Below are 22,605 nucleotides of genomic sequence, written 5' to 3'. Positions count from 1 at the left end.
GGTCGCCGCCGCGGCGGCGCTGGCCGCGGCGGGCTTCGCGGCGCGCGGGCGGCGGGCGGTGCGGTAGCGGTGCGGAGCGGTGAGGTGAGGTGAGGTGCGGTGCGGTGCGTGGTGGAGGGCTGTGGGGTGGCGGGTTGTGAGGTGGTGGGGCGCGCGGCCGGTAGAGGTGCGCCCCGGGCGGGTGGTGCACTCCCGGGGCGCGGGGAGGAGGGGCGCGCGGGGCGTGTGGTGCGGACCTCGGGAAACGGATTTCAGGAGCACGCCCAGGACCGTGTAAAGTAGTCGATGTCGCCGAGGGAAACGGCCGGAAACAACCGGGAACCACGGTGACATCGCAGGTCAAGGGGCTATAGCTCAGTTGGTAGAGCGCTTGCATGGCATGCAAGAGGTCTGGGGTTCAATTCCCCATAGCTCCACAGCAGTCGAGAGCCGCCTCCCGGAAACGGGAGGCGGCTCTTCGCCGTTCTGCCCGCGCCACCGGTCGGAGCGCCCGGAATCCCGCTACCGTCGTGCCATGGCCGATCTGGAGCGAAGGCGGAACGAGGAACTGGCCCGGATACTCCACCAGCTCGGCTGGAGTCCGGAACGGCTCGCCCGCGAGGTGAGCCTCGCCCTGCCGCCGGGCCTCGCCATCAGCTCCACCGCCCCGTACAAGTGGCGCGATCGCGGCATGGTGCCGCGCAGCCCCCACGACCAGGCGGTCTGCGAGGTGCTCAGCCGCACCCTCGGCATCGCCGTCACCTACGAGCAGCTCTGGGGCCGGATGGGCGGCCACCGCGGCGCCAAGATCCTCTCGCCCCGGCTGCTCACCGACCCGTGGACCGCCGACACCGCCCAGACCGCGCTGCGCGAGGCCGCCACCGACGCCGGACCGGTGCGCCTCACCGACCTGTTCCGCGGCGCCGACCTCGACCAGGCCGCCGCCCGCCTCGACTCGCCGCCACCGCCGGTCGGCGGCGGCGAGGGCGCGCTGCGCGTCGAACCGGGGCTGGCTGGCGAACTCGGCCTGTCCTACCGCAGCAAGCAGAAGCTCGAACGGGCCTGCGGCGGCGGCCTCGTCCTCGGCCCCGTCCGGGCCGAACTCGCCATGCTGGCCAAGCTGCTGGAACTCGGCGCGTACGACGAACGGCTCGGCCGCGAGCTCTACGGCACCGCCAGCAGACTCGCCCGGCTGGCCGGCTGGGCCGGGTACGACCTCGGCCACGACGCGGCCGCGCAGCGCGCCTTCGTCGCCGCGCTGCGGGCCGCCCACGTCAGCGGCGACCCCCGCCTCGGGGTCGCGGTGCTCGGCGCGCTGGTCGTGCTCGCCACCCAGGGCACCGGCGGGCGCGGGCTGGACGCCGTCTCCGCGCTCGTGACCGCCCTGGACACCCACGGCGCCGCGCTCAGCCCCACGACCCGGGCCCGCCAGTACGGCCGGCTCGCCCGCGCGTACGGCCGCCGGGGCGAGGCCGAGCGGGCCGAGGCCGCCGCCGCCCGGGCCTTCGCCGAGCTGGACGGTCTGCCCGGCGCCGAGGAGACCCGGGCCGGGCTCGCCGGGATGGTGGGGGAGGGACGGCTGGCGCTCGGCCAGCACCGGCTGGCCAAGGTGCTGCTCGCCGAGGCCGTGGCCGGGCTCGGGCCGGGGCGGGCCCGTTCCAAGGCGCTGCTGATGGTGCGCCTCGCCGAGGCCCACCGCAGGCTCGGCGACCAGCGGGAGGCGGCCCGCACCGCCTCGCTGGCGCGCTCGCTCGCGGCGGGGATGCAGTCGGAGCGGCTGGCGAAGGCGCTGCGGGAGTTCGACGCGGTGGGGCGGGCGGCGGCGCGGTAGGGCGGGTGGCGGCGCGGTGGGGTGGGGCGGGTGGCGGCGCGGTGCGGTGGAGCGGGTGGCGGTGCACCCCGCAGCCCGCCGACCCGCTTGCGGTACCCTGAGCCCATGCGAACCGTGCGCCTGCTCCTTAGCCGGCCGCGCTGACCAGGACCGGCTGAGCCCTCGGGCGGTGCCGGAGTCGGCGTGGCGTCCCCTCCTGCGAGGGGATTTTTTGTTTTCCGCCCCCGACCCCGTCCCGGGCGGGGTCCACGGGCCGGCCGCCTGCGCGGTTCGCCAACCGACATCGATGGAGCTTGAAGGACCATGAGCGAGACGACCCCTGCGTCCGGCGCGGCCGAGACCGTGACCGAGCCGTTCCGGTACAGCGCCGCGCTGGCGGCCGAGATCGAGTCCCGCTGGCAGGACATCTGGGAGAAGGAGGGCACCTTCCACGCCCCCAACCCCACCGGTGCGCTGGCCGACCCGGCGGTCGGCGACGTCGCCGCGAAGCCGCACAGCTTCATCATGGACATGTTCCCGTACCCCTCGGGCGCGGGCCTGCACGTCGGCCACCCGCTGGGCTACATCGCCACCGACGTCTTCGCCCGCTACCAGCGGATGACCGGCCACAACGTGCTGCACACGCTGGGCTACGACGCCTTCGGCCTGCCCGCCGAGCAGTACGCGGTGCAGACCGGCACCCACCCGCGGGTCTCCACCGAGGCCAACATCGCCAACATGCGCCAGCAGCTGCGCCGGCTGGGCCTGGGACACGACCCGCGCCGCTCGATCTCCACGATCGACCCGGACTACTACCGCTGGACCCAGTGGATCTTCCTGCAGATCTTCAACTCCTGGTACGACGCGGACGCCCGCAAGGCCCGACCGATCACCGAGCTGGTCGCCGAGTTCGAGTCCGGCACGCGTGAGGTCCCGGGCGGGCGCGCCTGGGCCGAGCTGTCCGTCGCCGAGCGCGACGAGGTGCTGGGCGAGTACCGCCTGGCCTACTCCAAGGAGGTGCCGGTCAACTGGTGCCCGGGCCTGGGCACCGTGCTGGCCAACGAGGAGGTCACCGCGGACGGCCGCTCCGAGCGCGGCAACTTCCCGGTGTTCAAGTCCAACCTGCGCCAGTGGATGATGCGCATCACCGCGTACTCGGACCGGCTGATCGAGGACCTGGACCTGCTGGACTGGCCCGAGGCCATCAAGCTGCAGCAGCGCAACTGGATCGGGCGCTCCGAGGGCGCCCGGGTCGACTTCGCGGCCCCCGGCGACCGGAAGATCACCGTCTTCACCACCCGGCCCGACACCCTGTTCGGTGCCACCTACATGGTGCTGGCCCCCGAGCACGACCTGGTCGACCCGATCGTCCCCGCCGTCTGGCCCGAGGGCGTGCCCGCCGAGTGGACCGGCGGCGCCGCGACCCCCGCCGAGGCCGTCGCCGCCTACCGGGCCGCGGCCGCCGCCAAGTCGGACGTCGAGCGGCAGGTCGAGGCCAAGGTCAAGACCGGTGTCTTCACCGGCGCTTACGCCGTCAACCCGGTCAGCGGCGAGTCCGTGCCGGTGTTCATCGCCGACTACGTGCTGATGGGCTACGGCACCGGCGCCATCATGGCCGTCCCCGCCCACGACCACCGCGACTTCGCGTTCGCCCGCGCCTTCGCGCTGCCGATGCGCTGCGTCGTCCAGCCCACGGACGGCCGCGGCACCGACCCGGCCGAGTGGGACGACGCGTTCGGCACCTACGACTCCGTCATCGTCGACTCCGCCCGCTCCGAAGGCGACCTGTCGCTGAACGGGCTGAGCGTCGTCGACGCCAAGGCCGCCGTCACCGCCTGGCTGGCCGAGCGCGGCATCGGCGAGGGCACCGTCAACTACCGCCTGCGCGACTGGCTGTTCAGCCGCCAGCGGTACTGGGGCGAGCCCTTCCCGATCGTCTACGACGAGGACGGCGTCATGCACGCGCTGCCCGAGTCGATGCTGCCGGTCGAGGTCCCCGAGGTCGACGACTACTCGCCGCGCACCTTCGACGCGTACGACGCCGCCTCCTCGCCGGAGACCCCGCTGTCGCGCAACGAGGCCTGGGTCAACGTCGAACTGGACCTGGGCGACGGCGTCCGCAAGTACCGCCGCGAGACCAACACCATGCCCAACTGGGCCGGCTCCTGCTGGTACGAGCTGCGCTACGTCGACCCGGCGAACTCCGCGGCGGTCGTCGACCCGGCCAACGAGAAGTACTGGCTGGGCCCGACGGAGACCAAGCCTGCCGGTGGCGCCGACCTGTACGTCGGCGGCGCCGAGCACGCCGTCCTGCACCTGCTGTACGCGCGCTTCTGGCACAAGGTGCTGCACGACCTGGGCCACGTCTCGTCCGTCGAGCCGTTCCACAAGCTGTTCAACCAGGGCATGATCACCGCCGACGTCTACCGCGACGAGCGCGGCTTCCCGGTGCCCGCCGCCGAGGTCGAGGAGCGCGACGGCCAGTACTTCTGGCAGGGCGAGCCGGTCAAGCGCGAGGCCGGGAAGATGGGCAAGTCCCTGAAGAACGCCGTCGCGCCGGACGACATCGCCGACGAGTACGGCGCCGACACCCTGCGCCTGTACGAGATGTCGATGGGCCCGCTGGACGTCTCCCGCCCGTGGGACACCCGCGCCGTCGTCGGCTCGTACCGCTTCCTGCAGCGCCTGTGGCGCAACATCGTCTCGGAGACCACCGGCGAGCTGGTCGTCACCGACGAGGAGCCGGACGAGGCGACGCTGCGCGCCCTGCACAAGGCGATCGACGGCATCCGCGGCGACATGGCCGGACTGCGCTTCAACACGGCCGTCGCCAAGGCCATCGAGCTGAACAACTACCTGGTCAAGCGCGGCTCCACGCCGCGGACCGTGGCCGAGCAGCTGGTGCTGATGGTCGCGCCGCTGGCCCCGCACATCGCCGAGGAGCTGTGGCGCCGCCTGGGCCACGGCGACTCGCTGGCGCACACCGACTACCCGGTCGCCGACCCGGCGTACGTGGTGGACGAGACGGTGACCTGCGTGGTCCAGATCAAGGGCAAGGTCAAGGCGCGGCTGGAGGTCGCGCCGGGCATCTCGGACGCCGAGCTGGAGGCGCTGGCGCTGGCGGAGCCGGTGGTCGTCGCGGCGATCGGTGGGGCCGAGGTGCGGAAGGTGATCGCGCGGGCTCCGAAGCTGGTGAACATCGTCACCGGCTGAGTGCGGCTGTCGTTGCTTGTGCTCCCGCTGTCGCTCCCGCTGGTGGGGGAGTGAGCGCGGGAGTTCCGGCGAAGTGATCGGGCGGGTGTCCTCCGGGGCGCCCGCCCGGCGCCGTCTTGCTGCTGCTGCGCGGGTTCGGTGCGGGGAGTTCCCGGGCCTCCGCGGGCGGTGTCCGGGGCGGCCTCGCGGGCGGTGTCCGGGGCGGCCCGGGACCCTCGCGGGACCCTCGGGGAGATCCCGGATCTGACCCTGATCTCCGTTCGCGGAGGCCGCGCGGGCTGCCCCCGGGCGGCTTCCGGCGGCTACCGTGGAACCCTCGGCGATGCGGCCCGCGTTGGGCCCGGTGAGGGCCGGAAACGACGGCGGAAGGTGGCGCGCGATGGACGTGTTCGGCGTGATGATCGGCCTGGTCCTGCTCTTCGGGGTCGCGGTGATGGTCCTGGCCGTGGTCGGCACGGTGAAGGCCGCCAAGGCCGTCGGCGCCAAGATCGAGAAGCACGAGGCCGGCGCCCGTCGCGCCGTGGAGACCGCCGCCCTCAAGGCCAAGACGTACACCAAGGTCGGCCCGCCCGCGCAGATCGCCAACGTCCGGCTCGGCCTGCGGACCTCGCTCGACGGCACCCGGCAGGTGCTGGAGAGCGGGCTCGCGCAGGACGGCCAGCTCGGCGAGGCACTCGCCCTGCTCGGACGGCTCGACGCGCACGCCGCCGAGCTCGACGGCGAGCTGCGGATGCTGGAACGGGAGCCGGACACCGCGCGGATCGCCGCCAAGCTGCCGGAGCTGCGCGAGCGGGCGGAGCGGATCACCCACTCCGCGGAGACGATGCGCTGGGCGGCGCAGGACCGGATGCACCGCTTCGCGGACGACGAGCTGAGCCGGCTGAGCCAGGAGTGCGAGAGCGAGGCGGGGGCGCTGCGGCACTGGGATGTCGCGGGGGGTGCCGCTTCGGGTACTTCCGACGCCTCCTCGGGCGGCTCCGGTGCTTCGGGGGCCTCGGGTGGGCCGGCTGCTTCGGGTTCGGTCGGTTCGGTCGGTTCGGTCGGTTCGGCTGGTTCGGCTGGTTCCACCGGTTCCGCGCGGGCGGCCGGGAAGGCCGGGGGAGCGGTCCGGGCCGGGCTGACCGACGGGAAGGGGCGCCCGAGCGCGGAGGAACTGCTCGGGCTCGCCGATCCGCTGGCCAAGCTGGCACAGCGGCTGCGCAAGCCCTCGGCCGGGCCGTCGACGGGGCCCTCGGCGGGCTGAGCCGGCGGCCCGCCGCGAGACCTCCGCCCGGTGACCGCACCGGGCGCTGTCGTCCCGGACCGGCGGGGAGTAACCTCCGGCTCATGCCCTCCGACCTCGCGCTTGTCACCGATTCCACGGCCTATCTGCCGCAGGAGACCCTCGACCGGCACGGGATCACGGTCGTCCCGCTGAGCGTCGCGGTCGGCGACTCCGTGCTGAGCGAGGGCGTCGAGATCTCCCCGAAGGACGTCGCCGAGGCGCTGCGCGGCAAACAGCGGGTGACCACCTCCCGGCCGAACCCGGAGACCTTCGCCGCCGCCTACCGGGCGGCCGCCGAGGCCGGGGCGGAGGGCATCGTCTCGGTGCACATCTCCGGCGAACTGTCCGGCACCGTCGAGGCCGCCCGGCTCGCCGCCGCCGAGGCGCCCGTACCGGTGCGGGTGGTGGACAGCCGGCTGGTCGGGATGGCGCTCGGGTACGGGGTGCTGGCGGCGGCCGAGGCGATCGCGGCCGGGCAGGGCCTGGCGGAGGCGGCCGAGGCGGCCTCCGCGCGGGCGGCCGGGACCAGCGGGTTCTTCTACGTCGACACCCTGGAACACCTGCGCCGGGGCGGCCGGATCGGAGCGGCGCGGGCCCTGCTCGGCTCGGCCCTGGCGGTCAAGCCGCTGCTGCACCTGGACGGCGGACGGATCGAGCCGCTGGAGAAGGTGCGGACGGCGTCGCGGGCGATCGCGCGGCTGGAGGAGATCGCGGTCGAGCGGTCGGGGGAGCGGGAGGTCGACATCACCGTGCACCACCTGGCGGCCGAGGAACGGGCCGAACCGCTCGCGGAGCGGCTGCGGGCCCGGGTACCGGGGCTGCGGGAGCTGTACGTGGGAGAGGTGGGGGCGGTGATCGGCGCGCACGTCGGGCCGGGGCTGCTGGCGGTGGTGGTCGCGCCGCGCTGAGGGCGGGCGGCTGCGCCCGGGGCGATGTCGGGCGGCTGGGATCGGGTGGGCCGAATGTCAATCCAAAGCTCCACATCCCACTCGTGCGAGTGACACTTTTATCCACAACCCCCTGGTTATCCACAGGGTTTCGTTGATTTCCGCACGCTCGCCGGCGGACTCCTACCGTCCTCGGCATGACGACCATGGGCCTGGGCGCGGCGAAGCGCCATGCGATCGACGAGACGGCGCGGCTGCGGATGGCGGCGCTGCTTCCACCGGTCGACGAACCGGAACACGACCCGCTCGAGAGCCCCACCGAGGGCTCCTCAGGGACGCCTCCAGCCGCACTGGAGTCGCGCCGGGCGGCAGCGGCTGGGGCTGGGGCAGGGGCAGGGGCCTGGGCCGGGGCTGGGCCGCCGACGGGCGGCGCCGTGCCGTCGTCCCTGGAGGCGGGCGGTGCGGTGGATCCGGGCGCGGTTGCAGATCCGTCGGGGACCGGGGCTCGTCCGCGGTCCTCCTCCCTCCCCCCGCTCGCTTCGGCGCTGGCCCTCGATCGGCGGGCGGTGGCCGGCTTGGCCATCCTGCTGCTGTTCGCCGTCGGCTACGCCGTCCAGCACTTCTGGCTGGCCCGCCCGGAGACGGTCGCGGTGCCCGCGCTGGCCGCAGTCGCGGCACCTTCGGGGGCTGACCCCTCCGCTCCGCTCGCCTCGGTCTCCTCCGGTGCCCCCGGTTCGCCCGGCCCGCCCGGTGCCTCCGGTGCCTCCGGTACCTCCGCTTCCGAGGCCGTCGCCGGTACCGGCGCCGCCGTCGTGGTGGACATCGGCGGACGGGTCCACCTCCCCGGCCTGCACACCCTGCCCGGCGGCTCCCGGGTGGCCGACGCCCTGCGGGCTGCGGGCGGCCCACTGCCGGAGACGGACACCAGGAGCCTCAACCTGGCCCGCGTCCTGACGGACGGTGAGCAGATCCTGGTCGGTGAGCAGGTGCCCGCCCCCGCTCCGGCCGTCGGGAACGGCAACGGGAACGGGCCTCCTGGCCCCGCCGCGCCCCGGGCACCCGTCAGTCTCAACCGCGCCACGCTCGAACAGCTCGACACCCTCCCGGGGGTCGGTCCCACCCTCGCCCAGCGCATCCTCGCCTACCGGGCCTCGCACGGGTCCTTCCGCTCCCTCGACCAGCTCCGTCAGGTCAGCGGCATCGGCGCCCGGACGTACGCGGAGCTCCGGCCGCTGCTCACCCTCTGACACCTCCGCCGCTGTGGTCCCCGTCCGCCTTCCCGCTTCCGAAAGGAGGTACCGCCATGGCCGCCGTCACCGCACGGGTCGGTCCGGGCGCCGCGCCCCGGTCCCCGGGCGCCGACTTCCGGCTGTTGCTGCCCGCCGTCTCGGCCTGGGCTGTCACGGCGGCGCTCCTGCGGCTGGAGCCGGGGTACGAGACTCCCCTCCTCGCCGCGGCGGGCATCGCCGTGGTCGTGGCCGTCCTGCTGCTCGCCAGGCCGGGGGTTCCGCGCCGGCACGGTCCTGCGGCGACGCTGGCGGCCGTCCTGCTCACCGCCGCGGCCGCCGCGATCGCCACCCCACTGCACACCGCCGACCTCCATCGGGGGCCGCTGCCGGAGCTCGCCCGGGCGTCCGCGGCCGCCGGGCCGCGCGCGCCGGGCACGCCCTCCCCGGTGGTGGAGGCGGAGCTGACCGTCGCGGGGGACCCGAAGACCCACACCTCCCGGGGCGGCACCATCGGCGGGCAGACCCTCCTCACCGTGGACGCGGTGGCCGACCGCGTCACCGTGCTCCCGGGCGGACGGAGCGTCCACACCCGCACGCCGGTGACCGTCCTGGCCCGAGGGGCGGACGGCGAGCCCTGGCAACGGGTGCTCCCGTCCCAGCGGTTGGCCGTGGAGGCCGAGGTGCGGCCGGAGGGGGAGGGGCACGGCGGGGAGTCCGCCGCGTTGCTGGTCGTGCACGGGGAGCCCCGGCAGCTGACGCCGCCGAGCCTGCCGCAGCGCATCGCCGGCCGGCTGCGCGAAGGCCTGCGCACGGCCACCGACGGCCTGTCCCTGGACGTGCGCGGACTGCTCCCCGGGCTGGTCGTCGGTGACACCTCGCGGCTGCCCGACGACCTCGACGACGCCTTCCGGGCCACCGACCTGGTCCACCTGGTGGCGGTCAGCGGGGCCAACCTGGCGATCGTCCTCGGTGCGCTGCTGGGCGCGCCCGGGCAGGCCGGCACCCCGGAGCGGCGCGGGCTGGCCGCGGCGCTCGGGCTGTCGCTGCGGACCGGCGCGCTGCTCGGCACCGCGCTGACACTGGCCTTCGTCACCGTCTGCAGGCCCGAGCCCAGCGTGCTGCGGGCGGCCGGTACGGGGCTGATCGGCATACTGGCCCTGGCCACCGGCCGGCCCCGCCGGGCGGTGCCCGCGCTCGCCGGGGCCGTCCTGGTGCTGGTCCTGCTCGATCCGTTCCTGGCGCGCTCGTTCGGCTTCCTGCTGTCGGTGCTCGCCACCACCGGACTGCTCGTCCTCGGCCCGCACTGGGCGGAGGCCCTGCGGGCCCGCCGCTGGCCGCACCACCTGGCGGGCGCGCTCGCGGCAGCGGCGGCCGCCCAGGCGCTGTGCGCGCCGGTGACGGTGGTGCTGTCCGGGCACGTCAGCCTGGTCGGCATCCCCTGCAACCTGCTGGCCGAGCCGGCCGTGGCCCCGGCGACTTTGCTCGGCTTCGGGGTGCTCGTCCTGCACCCGTTCCTTCCGGCCCTGGCCGGCCTGCTCGCGGAACCGGCCGGGGTGCCGGTCGGCTGGCTCGCCCTGGTGGCGCGTCGCGGTGCCGAGGTGCCGGGAGGTCAACTGGGTTGGCCGGGCGGGTGGTTCGGGACGGCGACGGTCGCCCTGGGGGTCCTGGCGGCTTGCTGGGCGGCGCCGCTGCTGTTGCCCCGACGGCCGGCGTCGGGTGGTTCGCAGCCAGGCGGTTCGGTACTGCGTGCTCCGGTACCACGTGCTCCGACGCCATGTGCTCCGGTGCCACGTGCTCCGGAACCGGGGCGCGCCGGGCGGCGCTGGGTGCGGGCCCTGGTGACCGGGGCGCTGACGGCGGTCCTGCTGGCCGTGCTGCTGCGCCCGCCGCAGCTCGCCCGGGTCGCCACCGGCTGGCCACCACCGGGGTGGCGACTGGTGATGTGCGACGTCGGGCAGGGAGACATGCTGGCCCTGGCGACGGGGGAGCCGGACAGCGCGGTGGTGATCGACGCCGGGCCGGACCCGAACGCCGCGGACAGGTGCCTGCGCGACCTCGGCGTCACGAAGGTCCCCTTACTGCTGCTGACGCACTTCCACGCCGACCACGTCGAGGGCGTGCCGGGGGTGCTGAGGGGGCGCAGGGTCGGAGCGGTCCAGGGAACCACGCTGGACGACCCGCCGGGCGAGGCGGCCCGGGTGGCGGGTTGGGCCGCAGGCGTCGGGCACCCGCTGACGAGAGTCGGCCAGGGCGAACGGCGGTCAGCCGGCCGGGAGTTGGCCTGGGAGGTGGTCTGGCCCGTCCCCGGCGCGGCCGCGGAGGCGCCGGGCCCGAACAACGCGAGCGTCGCACTGATGGTGACACTGACAGGAGGACTACGGATGGCACTGCTCGGAGATCTCGAACCGCAGGCCCAGTCGGCGCTGCTGGGCCGGGTGGGGAAGGCCGACGTCGTGAAGGTGGCGCACCACGGATCGGCCCATCAGGACTGGGATCTGGCGGCCGTGCTGCGGCCCCGACTGGCCCTGATCTCCTGCGGCGAGGGCAACTCGTACGGCCACCCGTCCCCGAGGACGGTCGACCACCTGCGCGCACTCGGCGCCACCGTCCTGCGCACCGACCGGGAGGGGGACATCGCGGTGACGGGTGACTCCCCGGCCACCCTCGGCGCGGCCGTCCACGCCCAGCCCACCCGTGCCGCCCACCACGCGCGGGCCCATCGGGGGACCAGCGGGGTCGGCCGGATCAGTGGGGGTGGCGGGGACGGGCCCGCCGTCCCCGCCACCCGATCCACCGCCGCCACCCGCCCTGGGCAGACCCCGGCCGTCCCGCGAGCCCCGCCCGCGTGACCCGTCCGACCCGCCGCACTCTCCTCCTCCCACCAACCACGTGGGGCAGGGAATGGGGTAGGGGGTTGTGGGAGGAGTGGAGAGGTGCGGGGTGCGGGGTGCGGGTGCGGGGCCAGCAGAAACGTTCCGGCGCGCTCCGGGCAGGCCCGGAGCGCGCCGGAGAACCGGAGAACCCGAGAAGAAGCCACAAGCATGGGCATCCCGCCGCGGCCGGGCGGGTGAGCTCGCGCATTCGGCGAACTCGTGGTCGGCGATCGTTCGTCTCACCCCGCCCTACCGTCTACCCGGCGTGAGTCCGTTCTCGTAGGCGATGATCGCCAGGTGGACGCGGTCCCGAGCCTCGAGCTTGGCGAACAGGCGCGCGACATGGGTCTTCGCCGTCGCCGCGCTGATCACCAACCGCTCGGCTATCTCACCGTTCGACAGCCCCTGTCCGACCAGTGCCAGCACCTCGCGCTCCCGGTCGGTGATCTCCGCGAGGAGACGCGAGCCCGCGTCGGGCTCGGTGTCCGGTACGGGGGGTGCCGGGGGTGCGGGGGCCGCGGGGGTGGCGGAGGTTCCGGCGAAGTCGGCGATCAGCCGTCGGGTGACGCTCGGCGCGATCAACGCGTCGCCGGCCGCCACCACGCGGATCGCGTCCAGGATCGCGTCCAGGGCCATGCTCTTGAGCAGGAATCCGCTGGCGCCGGCGCGCAGGGCACCGTAGACGTACTCGTCGTCGTCGAAGGTCGTCAGCACCAGTACCTTGGGCGGGTCCGGCTCGGCGGTCGCCCGCCGGGTCGCCTCGATCCCGTCCATGCCCGGCATCCGGATGTCCATCACCACGACGTCCGGCCGCAGTTCGCGCACCAGGCGCACCGCCTCGTGGCCGTCGCCGGCCTCGCCGACCACCTCCAGGTCGGCGGTGCCGCCGATCAGGATCCCGAGCCCGACCAGCATCAGCGGCTGGTCGTCGACCAGCAGTACCCGCACGCTCATGCCGGGAGCCTCGCCGTCACCCGGAATCCGCCCTCCGGCCGCCGGTCGGCGCTGAACTGGCCGGACAGCAGCGACACCCGCTCGCGCATGCCGAGCAGGCCGAAGCCGCTTCCGCCGGGCGCCGCCGAGTGCCTGGGTCGGCCCAGCCCGCCGGGACCGCCGTCCCCGTCGTCCACCACCTCGATCGTCACACCCTCCGGCTCGTAACCCACCGCGACCCGGCACGTCCGCGCACCGGAATGCCGCACCACGTTCGTCAGCGACTCCTGGATGATCCGGAACGCCGACAGTTCGATCTCCGGCGCCAGCGGACGGCGCTCGCCCCGCCAGGCCAATTGGACCCGCACCCCGGCGTCAGCCGTGCGTTCGGCGAGCCCCGGGACATCGGCCAGGCTGCCGGCCGGCGCCAGCGGAGCGGCCTGCGGCATGGCGGCGTCCGGCTCGGCGCGGCGCAGCGCCCCGAGCATGCGCTGCAGTTCGAGCAGTGTCTGGCGGCTGGTGGTCTCGATGCCGGTCAGCGCCTGCCGCGTCTGCTCGGGCTTGGTGTCCACGACCCGCGCCGCCGCTCCCGACAGCACGGTGATGATGCCGATGCTGTGCGCGACGCTGTCGTGCAGTTCGCGGGCGATCCGCAGCCGCTCGGTGACGACGGCGCGGGCCGCCCTCTGCTCGTGCAGGGCTTCGAGGTATTCGCGGCGTTTGCGGTACACGCCCCCGATAGCCCAGGCGACCGCGAGCCACGACGCGTACTGCCCGGCCCACAGGGCCGCGTCGCGGACGGAGCCCTCGGGGTTGACGTGGGTGAAGTTGACGAACGCGGTCGCGACGGCCGCGACGGAGCCGACGGCGGCAGCCTTCGGCCGCCGGACGGCGAGATACCCGCCCAAGGCGATGAGCAGGACGAACACGATCAAGGGTCGCGCGCCAAAGATGTCGCCGAGGGCTGCTTCGCCCAGAACCGTCGCGAAGACTGCCGTCGGCAGACGGTGCACCAGCAGAACCGGAAGGGCGAGCACGACGCTCAGACCGGTCGTCTGGAAGGGCCCGAGGCCGGGAAACCAGAACGGGCTGTCGAAGTGCCTGGCCTCAGGGATCGGCATCGTGAAGCAGAGCATCAGCGCGTAGAAGCAGGCGGTGGCCGACACCACGGCCTGTGACCTCAGCCAGGTCACGCGCTTCGATGTCGGGAGACGCTGGAGGTGCTCTTCCATGCGGAGATCGTATTCAGCGGCGTCGGCTCCGCGCGTCGCCCCGGGGATGTACGCGGGGTACACCCCCGGGGCGACGGCCCGGGGAACGGTGACATCCGCCGGCCGACGCGGCGGATCACGCCCTGTTCGTAGGTTCGTGGACATGACGAATACGCCGATGATCGACGTCCGCGAGGCGACGAAGAAATACGATGACGGCCCGCCCGTGCTGACCGGTGTGAACTTGTCCGTGGCGTCCGGTGATTGCGTGGCGATCCTGGGCCATTCCGGCAGCGGGAAGTCCACGCTGCTGAACCTGATCGCCGGTTTGGACAAGCCCTCCAGCGGCAGTGTCACTGTCGACGGCACGCGCGTCGATCAGCTCGGTGAGGCCGGATCGGCGAAGTTCCGCCGGGCCTCGATCGGCATGGTCTTCCAGTTCTTCAATCTGCTCGACGATCTGACCGTGCTGGACAACGTCATGGTTCCGGCGCAGCTGGCCGGGATGGGCAGGGGTGAGGCGAAGCGCCGGGCCGTCGAGCTGCTCGGCTCGCTGGGGATAGAGCGGCATGCCGGGGCCTATCCGCAGCGGCTGTCCGGTGGCCAGCGGCAGCGGGTGGCGGTGGCCAGGGCCCTGATGAACAGGCCGGCGGTGCTGCTGGCCGACGAGCCGACCGGCGCGCTGGACTCGAGCTCGGTCGAGGACGTGCGCCGGCTGCTGCTGGACCTGAACGCCGAGGGCCAGACCATCCTGTTGGTGACCCACGACATCCAGCTGGCCGCCACCACCGCGCACCGCACCGTCGAGTTGGTGGACGGTGCGGTCGTGCGGGACGTCGTCAACGGCGGCAGCGGTGCCGGCCCGGCCGCCCACCCGCGGCCGACCCGTCCGGCGGGAGCGGTCGGATGACGCTGCGCAAGCCGCCGATGCCCTGGCGCCTCTTCGAGGCCGGATTCCACGTCATGGCCCGCGTGCTCCCGGCGGTGAGCCGGTGAGCGCGCTCGGCAAGGTCGTACGGTCCGGCGTGGGCCGGCGTCGGGTGCAGTCCCTCGTCATGGTGGTGACGACGTGCACCGCTGTGATGTCGTCAGTGCTCTCCCTCGGCCTGCTCACCGCCGTGCAGGCCCCGTTCGATCACGCTTTCGACACCCGGAACGGGGCGCACCTGGCGGTCCAGTTCGACGGTTCGAAGGTCACGGCCGCGCAGACCGCCGCCACCGCGCACGCCGCCGGTGTCACCGAGGCGGCCGGGCCGTACCCGATCGCCGCCGCGTTGGACACGGCCGTCGGCACCGACTGCCCTGTGACCGATTGGGCCGGTCACGACAACCATCCGGTCACCGTCACCACCCGGCCCGACCTGGCCAGCACCTCCGGGATGGACCAGCTGCTGCTGACCCACGGGCGCTGGCCGACCGGCCCGGGCGAGATCGCCCTGCCGGCGAACAACTACGCCGACGCCTGCTTCGGCTCTTCGGTGGTGTTCTCCTCCCTGCCGGGCAAGCCGTCGTTCAAGGTCGTCGGCTTCGCCAACTCGGTGACCAACAGTGCGACCGGCTTCGCCACCGCCGACGGTTTCGCGCGGCTGACCGCTGCCGGGGCCAGAACCGACGAGCAGATGCTCTACCGGTTCGCCGAGGCCGGGACCGACGCCGACATCGCCACCGGCAAGCAGGCGGTGGCCGCCGCCGTGCCGGCCGGCGCGGTCGTGGACGGACAGTCGTATCTGACCGCGGAACAGCAGGTGACCGGCAACGCCAAGGCCTTCGTGCCGTTCCTGGTCGCCTTCGGAATCCTCGGGCTGGTCCTGTCCGTGCTGATCATCGCGATCGTGGTCAGCGGCGCGGTGGCCTCGGGAGTCCGGCGCATCGGGATTCTGAAGTCATTGGGCTTCACCCCTTCGCAGGTGACCCGCGCCTACACCGCGCAGGCCGTGATCCCGGCGACGCTCGGCGTGGTGCTCGGCACGGTCTTCGGCAATCTCCTGGCCATGCCGATCCTGGGCGAGGCCGGCAAGCAGCTCGGCGCGGGCAGTGCCGCGATTCCGTCGTGGGTCAGCGCCGTGGTGTCGCTGGGCACCTTGCTGATCGTCGGCGTCACGGCTTCGGTCCCGGCGTTGCGGGCCGGCCGGATGCCGGCGGTTCAGGCCCTGGTGGTCGGGCGCGCCCCGAAGGCCGGGCGCGGTCGGACCGTGCAGCGTCTGGCCTCGCGGCTGCCGCTGCCCCGGGCCGTGTCGCTGGGGCTGGCCCAGCCCTTCGCCCGGCCGGCCCGGGCCGTACTGGTCGGTGCGGCGGTGCTGCTCGGCACGGTCGGCGTCACCTTCGCGGTGGGGATGGGGACCGCGTTCAGCAAGTACCAGGTCACTTCTATGAGTTCGGGCTTCAATGTCGCGGCGAGGATCGTGATACCCACAGCCGACGTGGGCGAGCCTTGGGGCCTCTACGGCCCCAACGATCCGCGCCACGCGGACCTGGATGTCGCGAAGGTGGCCGACGCGCTCGCCAGGATCCCGGGCACGAAGGCCGCGTTCGGCTGGGGCGACAGCGGGGCGACCATGGTCGGCGCGCCGATCGGCGGCGAACCGCCGGCCGTGTACACGGTCAGCGGCGACTTCTCCTGGACGAACATGGAGCTGCTGTCCGGTCGCTGGTACTCGGTGCCTGGCGAGGCCGTGGTCGGCGACAAACTGGCCTCGGCGATGGGGATCCACGTCGGTGACGACATCACCGTGGTGCAGCAGAACAAGCGACTGTCACTGAAGGTCGTCGGCATCAACTTCGACACCCGTGGGACCGACTACACGGCCATGACGGATGCGGCCACCTTCACCGCCGCCGGACTGACCCCGCACATCGACCAGTTCAACGTCGAGCTGGCCTCGAACGTCAGCGGAAAGGACTGGTCCACCTCGGCCGCCGCCGCGCTGACCCCGCTGAACGCCTCGGTCCAGACGAATTCGTCCGACAAGAACCTCGTAGTGATCATCATGGGCGCCCTGGTGGCGGTCTTCACGCTGATGTTGACCGCGGTCGCCGCGGTCGGGGTGCTGAGCATGGTCGTGCAGGACACCCGGGAGCGGATCCATGACATGGGAATCTTCAAGGCCCTCGGGATGACGCCCGGACAGACCATCACGATGGTTCTGACCTCGGCGACACTCACCGGCCTGATCGCCGGACTCATCGGGGTGCCGCTCGGGGTCGTGGTGGAGAAGGCGACACAGTCCCCGATGGGGAACGCGATCGGCCGGCACCTGCCACCGAGCGTGACCCACGTCTACACCCCCGGGCTGCTCCTTCCGCTGCTGGCCGCCGGGGTCGTGATCGCCCTGCTCGGGGCAGCGCTGCCGGCCGGCTGGGCGGCACGGTCCCGGACCGCCAACGCGCTGCGGACCGAGTAGGACCGAGCAGGACCGAGCAGGACCGAGTAGGACCGGGCCGAGCCGTCGGCCGCCGCACTCACGGGCGGCCGGGCGATGGCAGGGGCCGGCTCGCCGTGGTGGTCGAGCCGGCCCCTGAGGGGGCGGGGGAGGCGCGGGGTGGCGGGCGCGCAGCGCCTCAGGCCTCCTCGCGCCAGCCCTCGTAGCCGGAGACGAGGGTGTCGAGGGCGTGCAGCAGTGCCGGGGTCCAGCCGTTCTCCGGGGCCTCGGCGACGACCAGCCACTGGGCGTCCTCGGCGTCGTCCTCGCCCGCGAGCGCGTCGCGGACGACTTCGAGTTCGCCGAGGTCGGGCTGGGTGGCGCCGAGCTCCTCGGCGGCCTCTTCGGCGGTGTCACGGTCGGGCAGGACGAGCAGTTGCCGGGCGTACGGGTCGTCGACGTCCGGGAGGTCGGTGGTGGGGTTCTCGCTCACCCGGCCATTGTCCAGGTCGGGCCGCCCGCTCCGTCGGGCGGGAGTGCCCGCGGTCTGTCGGGAGTGTCGGCGGCCCGTGGGATGCTGGTAGGCGATGGCCAGGAAGAGTGCACCCGACGACCTGCTCGCCCCGCTGACCCTCGCGGTCGGCCAGGAGGAGCTGCTGCTGGACCGCGCGGTCGCCCAGGTGGTGGCGGCGGCGAAGGCGGCGGACCCGGACACCGACGTGCGGGACCTCCCACCCGGCGGCTTGCAGCCCGGCGGCCTGGCCGAGCTGACCACGCCGTCGCTGTTCGCCGAGCGCAAGGTGATCGTGGTCCGGGCCGCGCAGGACCTCTCCGCCGAGTCGGTGAAGGAGGTCAAGGCGTACATCGAGGCGCCGGCCGACGAGGTGATCGTCGTGCTGGTGCACGCCGGCGGCGCCAAGGGCAAGGGCCTGCTGGACGCCGGGCGCAAGGCCGGCGGGCGCGAGGTGGCCTGCGCCAAGCTGGCCAAGGCGAACGAGCGGCTGGCCTTCGTCAAGGGCGAGTTCCGCACCCTGGGCCGCTCGGCGACCCCGGAGGCCTGCCAGGCCCTGCTGGACGCGCTCGGCAGCGATCTGCGCGAGCTGGCCGCCGCGTGCAGCCAGCTGACCTCGGACGTCGAGGGCACGATCGACGAGTCGGTGGTGGCCCGCTACTACAGCGGCCGGGCCGAGGCGACCGGCTTCGAGGTGGCCGACCTGGCCGTCACCGGCCGGGCCGCGGAGGCGCTGGAACGGCTGCGCTGGGCGCTGGCCGTCGGCCAGCCGCCGACCGGCATCACCTACGCGCTGGCCTCCGGCGTGCGCAGCATCGGCCGGTTGGCGAGCGTCGGGCGGAACATGCGCCCGGCCGACCTGGCCCGCGAACTCGGCATGCCGCCGTGGAAGGTCGACCGGGTCCGTCAGCAGATGCGCGGCTGGACGGGCGACGGGGTGGCCACCGCGCTGACCGCGATCGCCCAGGCCGACGCCGCCGTCAAGGGCGGCTCGGACGACCCGGCGTTCGCCCTGGAGCGCGCGGTGGTCGCCGTCGCCCGGGCCGCCCGGGCCGGTTCCCGGCCCGCGTACTGAGCCGGCGCGAGCCGCCCCGGGGCCCTACTTCCTCATCGCCCGGAGGGCGTCCTGGGCGTCGGACTGGAGGGCGCCGCGCAGCTCGTCTTTGGACGGCGGCTTGCCCTTCCCCTGGGTGTAGCTGGCCGTGTAGTTGATGTAGTACGTCATCCCGCCGTCGCGGACGTCCAGTTCGGCGTAGACGCTGTGGTACTGGTCCGAGCCGTCGTCCTTGTACAGGTAGTACGCCTCCTCGCCGAGCCCCGCGACGTCGGTGACCTGGTAGCCGCGCCCCCGGTAGAGCTCCTTGTTGGCCTCCTGCTCGGGCGCCGGGTTGATCGCCTTGTGGAGGTCGGTGCGGAAGAACAGGGAGGCGTACTCGCTGTCGTTGTTGCCGCCGGTGCGCTTGAGCGACATCGAGCAGCTCATGCTGTCCAGGGCCGGGTGCCGGTCGGAGTGGTGGGTCGGCGCGGAGGTGTCCGAGACGGAGTACGTCTGGAGGATCTTCGCGGGCTTCCCGGTGGTGCAGAAGTCGTCGGAGAGGTGGTAGCCGTTCAGGCCGCGCGGTGAGGACTCGCTGCTGACCAGTCCGGGGACGGCCAGGACGGCGGCGGTCCAGCCGGCCGAGACGATTACCGCGCCGACGAAGGCCCAGACGGCGTTGCGCCGCAGGTTCCCGGCGTTCCTGGGGGCCGGCCCGGTGGACACCGGGCCGGGAGCCGTACCGGGAGCCGTGCCGGGCGCGGTGGGCAGCCCCGGCGGCGGGCCGAAACCGGCCGCGCCCGTGGGGCCCGTGGGGCCCGGCGCGCCCATGGGGCCCGCGGCGCCCGGCAGGTGGTGCGCGCCTGGGCCCGGCGGCTGCTGCGGGAAGCCGTACCCCGGCCCGTTCGGTACCGGCGGTGGTGGTGGCGGTGGCGTCGTCATGGAGGTCCCCCCTGGGCCTGGCGCCGGGATGCTCCCCGCATCCCGCTCGGACCCGACCGACCATAGCGGCCGGACCGCGGAACGCGACAGGCGCCGCAGCGGGCCTCGGGGAAGAGGCCGGCTGCGGCGCCTGCCGCACTGCTTCGTTGCACCGCACCCGCGTGGCGAACGCAGGCCGCGTGCGGTGCGAGTCTCGCGCGCCTCGGGGGTCCGGGTAGAGGGCCGGGTCGTCCCGAAGCGGTGGGGGCACAGCCCCCGGGGGGCGTCAGGCCTGGGCGGCCGCGTTGACGCGCTTGGTGATGGCCGACTTCTTGTTGGCGGCCTGGTTGGCGTGGATGACGCCCTTGCTCACGGCCTTGTCCAGCGCCTTGGAGGCGGCGCGGGCCAGCTCGGTGGCCTTCTCGGTCTCGCCGGCGGCAGCGGCCTCACGGGCCTTGCGCAGGGCGGTCTTCAGCGAGGACTTGACGGCCTTGTTGCGCAGGCGCGCCTTCTCGTTGGTCTTGTTGCGCTTGATCTGGGACTTGATGTTCGCCACGAAGGAGCCTCAGTCTGTCTGAAAGTTGCTGAACGGGGTTGCACCCGGTGGCCGTCGGTCCGGCTGAGAGGGCAGGCCGAGGCCAGGTGCAGCAGCCCACGCTACCAGGGGCCCGCTGCCCGTCCCAAACCGGAGGGGGCCCCGTCCGGCGGACGACGGCCCGGGAGCGGAACGGCACCCATGGCGTGTCTAGGCGCTCAGCACCGGCTCCCCGTAGTGCTCGACCTCCGGGAACGGCCGGTAGAAGTGGTGCAGCAGTTCCCGCCAGCGCCGGTACTCGGCCGAGCCGCGGAACCCCTCGGTGTGGTCGGCGAGCGTCTCCCACTCCACCTGGAGCAGGAAGCGCGAGCCGCGCCCCTCGTCCAGGCACCGCCGCAGTGCCAGCGAGCGGAATCCGGGCCGGCCGGCGATCAGCGGGCGGGCCTCGGCGAAGGCCGCGAGGAACTCCTCCTCGCGGCCGGGCAGGACGTCGAGCAGTGCGCTTTCCAGGATCATGGGAGGCCATCCTGGAGCCGTGCCCCGGCGGGCGGAAGCCCCCGGAGAGTCCCGGACGGCGCCCCCGGCCGCGGTCGTGGGAGGATGGGAGGAACTATTTCGATCGGACGAGACTGTCCGGTCCCCGGGAAAACCGGTCAGCGATGACCAGGACACCCCCGGCCCCGGACCAACGGAGAATCGGACCAAGGTGCCCGCGACCCCCAGCAATGTGCCAGAGCCCAGCCGTACCGACCCGGCGCTGATCCGCAACTTCTGCATCATCGCCCACATCGACCACGGCAAGTCGACGCTCGCAGACCGGATGCTGCAGATCACCGGCGTCGTCGACCCCCGGCAGATGCGTGCCCAGTACCTCGACCGCATGGACATCGAGCGTGAGCGCGGCATCACCATCAAGTCGCAGGCGGTCCGCCTCCCGTGGGCGCCGAAGACCGGGCCGAACGCCGGGACGACGCACATCCTCAACATGATCGACACCCCCGGTCACGTGGACTTCACGTACGAGGTGTCCCGTTCCCTCGCCGCGTGCGAGGGCACCATCCTGGTGGTCGACGCGGCCCAGGGCATCGAGGCGCAGACCCTCGCCAACCTGTACCTGGCGCTGGAGAACGACCTCACGATCATCCCGGTCCTCAACAAGATCGACCTGCCGGCCGCCCAGCCGGAGAAGTACGCGGCCGAGATCGCCCACATCATCGGCTGCGACCCCTCCGACGTGCTCCAGGTCAGCGCCAAGACCGGTCTGGGCGTCGAGGACCTCCTCGACCACATCGTCAACACCATCCCGGCCCCGGTCGGCGTCAAGGACGCCCCGGCCCGCGCGATGATCTTCGACTCGGTGTACGACGCCTACCGCGGCGTGGTCACCTACGTCCGTGTCGTGGACGGCCAGCTGACCAAGCGCGAGCGCATCGCGATGATGTCGACCGGCGCCACCCACGAGCTGCTGGAGATCGGCGTCATCTCGCCCGAGCCGAAGGTCGCCGACGGCCTCGGCGTCGGCGAGGTGGGCTACATCATCACCGGTGTGAAGGACGTCCGGCAGTCCAAGGTCGGTGACACGATCACCTCGATGCACAAGGGCGCCACCGAGCCGCTCGGCGGCTACAAGGACCCGCGCCCGATGGTGTTCTCCGGTCTCTACCCGCTGGACGGCTCGGACTACCCGCTGCTGCGCGACGCCCTGGACAAGCTGCGGCTCAACGACGCCGCCCTGGTGTACGAGCCGGAGACCTCGGTCGCGCTCGGCTTCGGCTACCGCTGCGGCTTCCTCGGCCTGCTGCACCTGGAGATCATCCGGGAGCGCCTGGAGCGCGAGTTCAACCTCGACCTGATCTCCACCGCCCCCAACGTGATCTACCGGGTGATCATGGAGGACGGCAGCGAGCACACCGTCACCAACCCGAGCGAGTTCCCGGCCGGCAAGATTGCCGAGGTGTACGAGCCGGTCGTGCGCGGCACCATCCTCGCGCCCAACGAGTTCGTCGGCGCGATCATGGAGCTCTGCCAGTCCCGCCGCGGCAACCTCCAGGGCATGGACTACCTGTCCGAGGACCGCGTCGAGCTGCGCTACACCCTGCCGCTCGCCGAGATCGTCTTCGACTTCTTCGACCAGCTGAAGTCCAAGACCCGCGGCTACGCCTCGCTGGACTACGAGCCCATCGGCGAGCAGACCGCCCAGCTGGTCAAGGTCGACATCCTGCTGCACGGCGACGCGGTGGACGCCTTCTCCGCGATCGTCCACAAGGACAAGGCCTACAGCTACGGCGTGATGATGGCGGGCAAGCTCCAGAAGCTCATTCCCCGCCAGCAGTTCGAGGTGCCGATCCAGGCGGCCATCGGCTCCCGGGTGATCGCCCGCGAGACGGTCCGCGCGATCCGCAAGGACGTCCTCGCCAAGTGCTACGGCGGTGACATCTCCCGCAAGCGGAAGCTGCTGGAGAAGCAGAAGGAAGGCAAGAAGCGGATGAAGATGGTCGGCCGCGTGGAGGTCCCGCAGGAGGCCTTCATCGCCGCGCTGTCCACCGACGCCGAAGCGCCGAAGGACAAGAAGTAGCGGCAGGGCGGCGGTGACGCCCGCCGGAAGGGCCCGGGCACCCGCCCGGGCCCTTCCGGCGTTCCCGGGGCCGTTTCCGCGACTCCGGCGACCTCGGCGTTCCCTGGGCCGTCCGGGGTCGGTCGGCGGCCTCGATCCGGCGCCCAGGACGACGATCCGTCGGCCGGTGGTGGTGCCGCTCATCTCGTCGGCCTCCTCGCGAGGGCGCTCCGGCGGAGTGGAGCGCTGTTCGGGAGGGGACGGCGCGGAGAGCCGGGGGCCCGAACGAC

At 73.3% G+C, this 22,605-nt stretch carries 16 protein-coding genes and 1 tRNA gene; 11 read left to right on the top strand and 6 right to left on the bottom strand.

Features of this window, described 5'->3' with window-relative positions; all coding sequences use genetic code 11:
• Positions 1–343: 343 nt before the first annotated feature.
• The 7 genes from AB0E96_RS09475 (at position 344) to AB0E96_RS09445 (ending at position 11,231) form a co-directional block, all read left to right on the top strand.
• A tRNA-Ala gene (locus tag AB0E96_RS09475) sits at positions 344–416 on the top strand.
• Between the two features lie 98 nt (positions 417–514).
• Entirely contained in the window at positions 515–1,810 is a 1,296-nt protein-coding gene (locus AB0E96_RS09470) for a hypothetical protein (RefSeq protein ID WP_359820587.1), read from the top strand.
• Positions 1,811–2,113: 303 nt separating this feature from the next.
• Positions 2,114–5,002 (top strand): leucine--tRNA ligase, encoded by a 2,889-nt coding sequence (gene leuS, locus AB0E96_RS09465; RefSeq protein ID WP_359820584.1) that lies wholly within the window; start codon positions 2,114–2,116, stop codon positions 5,000–5,002.
• Between the two features lie 379 nt (positions 5,003–5,381).
• On the top strand, positions 5,382–6,245 hold the full coding sequence (locus AB0E96_RS09460) for a hypothetical protein (protein WP_359820581.1): 864 nt from the start codon (positions 5,382–5,384) through the stop codon (positions 6,243–6,245).
• 83 nt (positions 6,246–6,328) lie between these two features.
• Entirely contained in the window at positions 6,329–7,174 is an 846-nt protein-coding gene (locus tag AB0E96_RS09455; protein ID WP_359820579.1) for a DegV family protein, read from the top strand.
• Between the two features lie 545 nt (positions 7,175–7,719).
• Complete coding sequence (locus tag AB0E96_RS09450) at positions 7,720–8,400, top strand: helix-hairpin-helix domain-containing protein (RefSeq protein ID WP_359820576.1); 681 nt, start codon at positions 7,720–7,722, stop codon at positions 8,398–8,400.
• 56 nt (positions 8,401–8,456) lie between these two features.
• Positions 8,457–11,231 carry a ComEC/Rec2 family competence protein gene (locus AB0E96_RS09445; protein WP_359820574.1) on the top strand — a complete coding sequence of 925 codons (2,775 nt, stop codon included), beginning with the start codon at positions 8,457–8,459 and terminating at the stop codon, positions 11,229–11,231.
• A 273-nt stretch (positions 11,232–11,504) separates the two neighbouring features.
• Here AB0E96_RS09445 and AB0E96_RS09440 read toward each other — a convergent pair whose 3' ends face one another.
• Positions 11,505–12,209: a response regulator transcription factor gene (locus tag AB0E96_RS09440; RefSeq protein WP_359820571.1), complete on the bottom strand. Its 705-nt coding sequence runs from the start codon at positions 12,207–12,209 to the stop codon at positions 11,505–11,507.
• Entirely contained in the window at positions 12,206–13,420 is a 1,215-nt protein-coding gene (locus tag AB0E96_RS09435) for a histidine kinase (RefSeq protein WP_359820569.1), read from the bottom strand. Before AB0E96_RS09435 ends, AB0E96_RS09440 begins: the two co-directional genes overlap by 4 nt.
• Positions 13,421–13,562: 142 nt before the next feature.
• Between AB0E96_RS09435 and AB0E96_RS09430 the strand changes: the two genes are divergently transcribed.
• Both AB0E96_RS09430 and AB0E96_RS09425 read left to right on the top strand, forming a co-directional pair.
• On the top strand, positions 13,563–14,309 hold the full coding sequence (locus AB0E96_RS09430) for an ABC transporter ATP-binding protein (protein ID WP_359820566.1): 747 nt from the start codon (positions 13,563–13,565) through the stop codon (positions 14,307–14,309).
• A gap of 145 nt (positions 14,310–14,454) precedes the next feature.
• Positions 14,455–16,800: an FtsX-like permease family protein gene (locus AB0E96_RS09425; RefSeq protein WP_359820564.1), complete on the top strand. Its 2,346-nt coding sequence runs from the start codon at positions 14,455–14,457 to the stop codon at positions 16,798–16,800.
• Between the two features lie 157 nt (positions 16,801–16,957).
• On the opposite strand, the gene AB0E96_RS09420 is transcribed toward AB0E96_RS09425, so the two are convergent.
• The gene (locus tag AB0E96_RS09420) at positions 16,958–17,251 is read right to left on the bottom strand and encodes a hypothetical protein (RefSeq protein WP_359820561.1); all 294 of its coding nucleotides are present in this window, start codon (positions 17,249–17,251) and stop codon (positions 16,958–16,960) included.
• Positions 17,252–17,345: 94 nt separating this feature from the next.
• Between AB0E96_RS09420 and holA the strand changes: the two genes are divergently transcribed.
• Positions 17,346–18,344 (top strand): DNA polymerase III subunit delta, encoded by a 999-nt coding sequence (gene holA / locus AB0E96_RS09415; RefSeq protein ID WP_359820559.1) that lies wholly within the window; start codon positions 17,346–17,348, stop codon positions 18,342–18,344.
• Between the two features lie 24 nt (positions 18,345–18,368).
• Here the strand turns inward: holA and AB0E96_RS09410 are convergent, their stop codons facing one another.
• The 3 genes from AB0E96_RS09410 to AB0E96_RS09400 all read right to left on the bottom strand — a co-directional run bounded on the left by AB0E96_RS09410 (position 18,369) and on the right by AB0E96_RS09400 (position 20,277).
• On the bottom strand, positions 18,369–19,031 hold the full coding sequence (locus AB0E96_RS09410) for a hypothetical protein (RefSeq protein ID WP_359820556.1): 663 nt from the start codon (positions 19,029–19,031) through the stop codon (positions 18,369–18,371).
• Positions 19,032–19,512: 481 nt separating this feature from the next.
• The gene (gene rpsT / locus AB0E96_RS09405; protein ID WP_350566336.1) at positions 19,513–19,782 is read right to left on the bottom strand and encodes a 30S ribosomal protein S20; all 270 of its coding nucleotides are present in this window, start codon (positions 19,780–19,782) and stop codon (positions 19,513–19,515) included.
• 189 nt (positions 19,783–19,971) lie between these two features.
• Positions 19,972–20,277 carry an antibiotic biosynthesis monooxygenase gene (locus AB0E96_RS09400; RefSeq protein WP_359820553.1) on the bottom strand — a complete coding sequence of 102 codons (306 nt, stop codon included), beginning with the start codon at positions 20,275–20,277 and terminating at the stop codon, positions 19,972–19,974.
• A 190-nt stretch (positions 20,278–20,467) separates the two neighbouring features.
• Between AB0E96_RS09400 and lepA the strand changes: the two genes are divergently transcribed.
• Entirely contained in the window at positions 20,468–22,336 is a 1,869-nt protein-coding gene (lepA, locus tag AB0E96_RS09395; protein ID WP_359820551.1) for a translation elongation factor 4, read from the top strand.
• Positions 22,337–22,605: the final 269 nt, after the last annotated feature.

This window comes from Kitasatospora sp. NPDC036755, assembly GCF_040636595.1.
Taxonomy (GTDB): Bacteria; Actinomycetota; Actinomycetes; order Streptomycetales; family Streptomycetaceae; genus Kitasatospora.
The sequence above is the reverse complement of the archived record's forward strand: the minus strand, read 5'-3'. Positions and strand labels throughout refer to the sequence as shown.

Coding starts and splice junctions, on each gene's coding strand:
- AB0E96_RS09470 (WP_359820587.1), top strand. CDS start 515: ATGGCCGATCTGGAGCGAAGGCGGAACGAGGAACTGGCCCGGATACTC.
- leuS (WP_359820584.1), top strand. CDS start 2,114: ATGAGCGAGACGACCCCTGCGTCCGGCGCGGCCGAGACCGTGACCGAG.
- AB0E96_RS09460 (WP_359820581.1), top strand. CDS start 5,382: ATGGACGTGTTCGGCGTGATGATCGGCCTGGTCCTGCTCTTCGGGGTC.
- AB0E96_RS09455 (WP_359820579.1), top strand. CDS start 6,329: ATGCCCTCCGACCTCGCGCTTGTCACCGATTCCACGGCCTATCTGCCG.
- AB0E96_RS09445 (WP_359820574.1), top strand. CDS start 8,457: ATGGCCGCCGTCACCGCACGGGTCGGTCCGGGCGCCGCGCCCCGGTCC.
- AB0E96_RS09440 (WP_359820571.1), bottom strand. CDS start 12,209: ATGAGCGTGCGGGTACTGCTGGTCGACGACCAGCCGCTGATGCTGGTC.
- AB0E96_RS09435 (WP_359820569.1), bottom strand. CDS start 13,420: ATGGAAGAGCACCTCCAGCGTCTCCCGACATCGAAGCGCGTGACCTGG.
- AB0E96_RS09430 (WP_359820566.1), top strand. CDS start 13,563: ATGACGAATACGCCGATGATCGACGTCCGCGAGGCGACGAAGAAATAC.
- AB0E96_RS09425 (WP_359820564.1), top strand. CDS start 14,455: ATGGTGGTGACGACGTGCACCGCTGTGATGTCGTCAGTGCTCTCCCTC.
- holA (WP_359820559.1), top strand. CDS start 17,346: ATGGCCAGGAAGAGTGCACCCGACGACCTGCTCGCCCCGCTGACCCTC.
- AB0E96_RS09400 (WP_359820553.1), bottom strand. CDS start 20,277: ATGATCCTGGAAAGCGCACTGCTCGACGTCCTGCCCGGCCGCGAGGAG.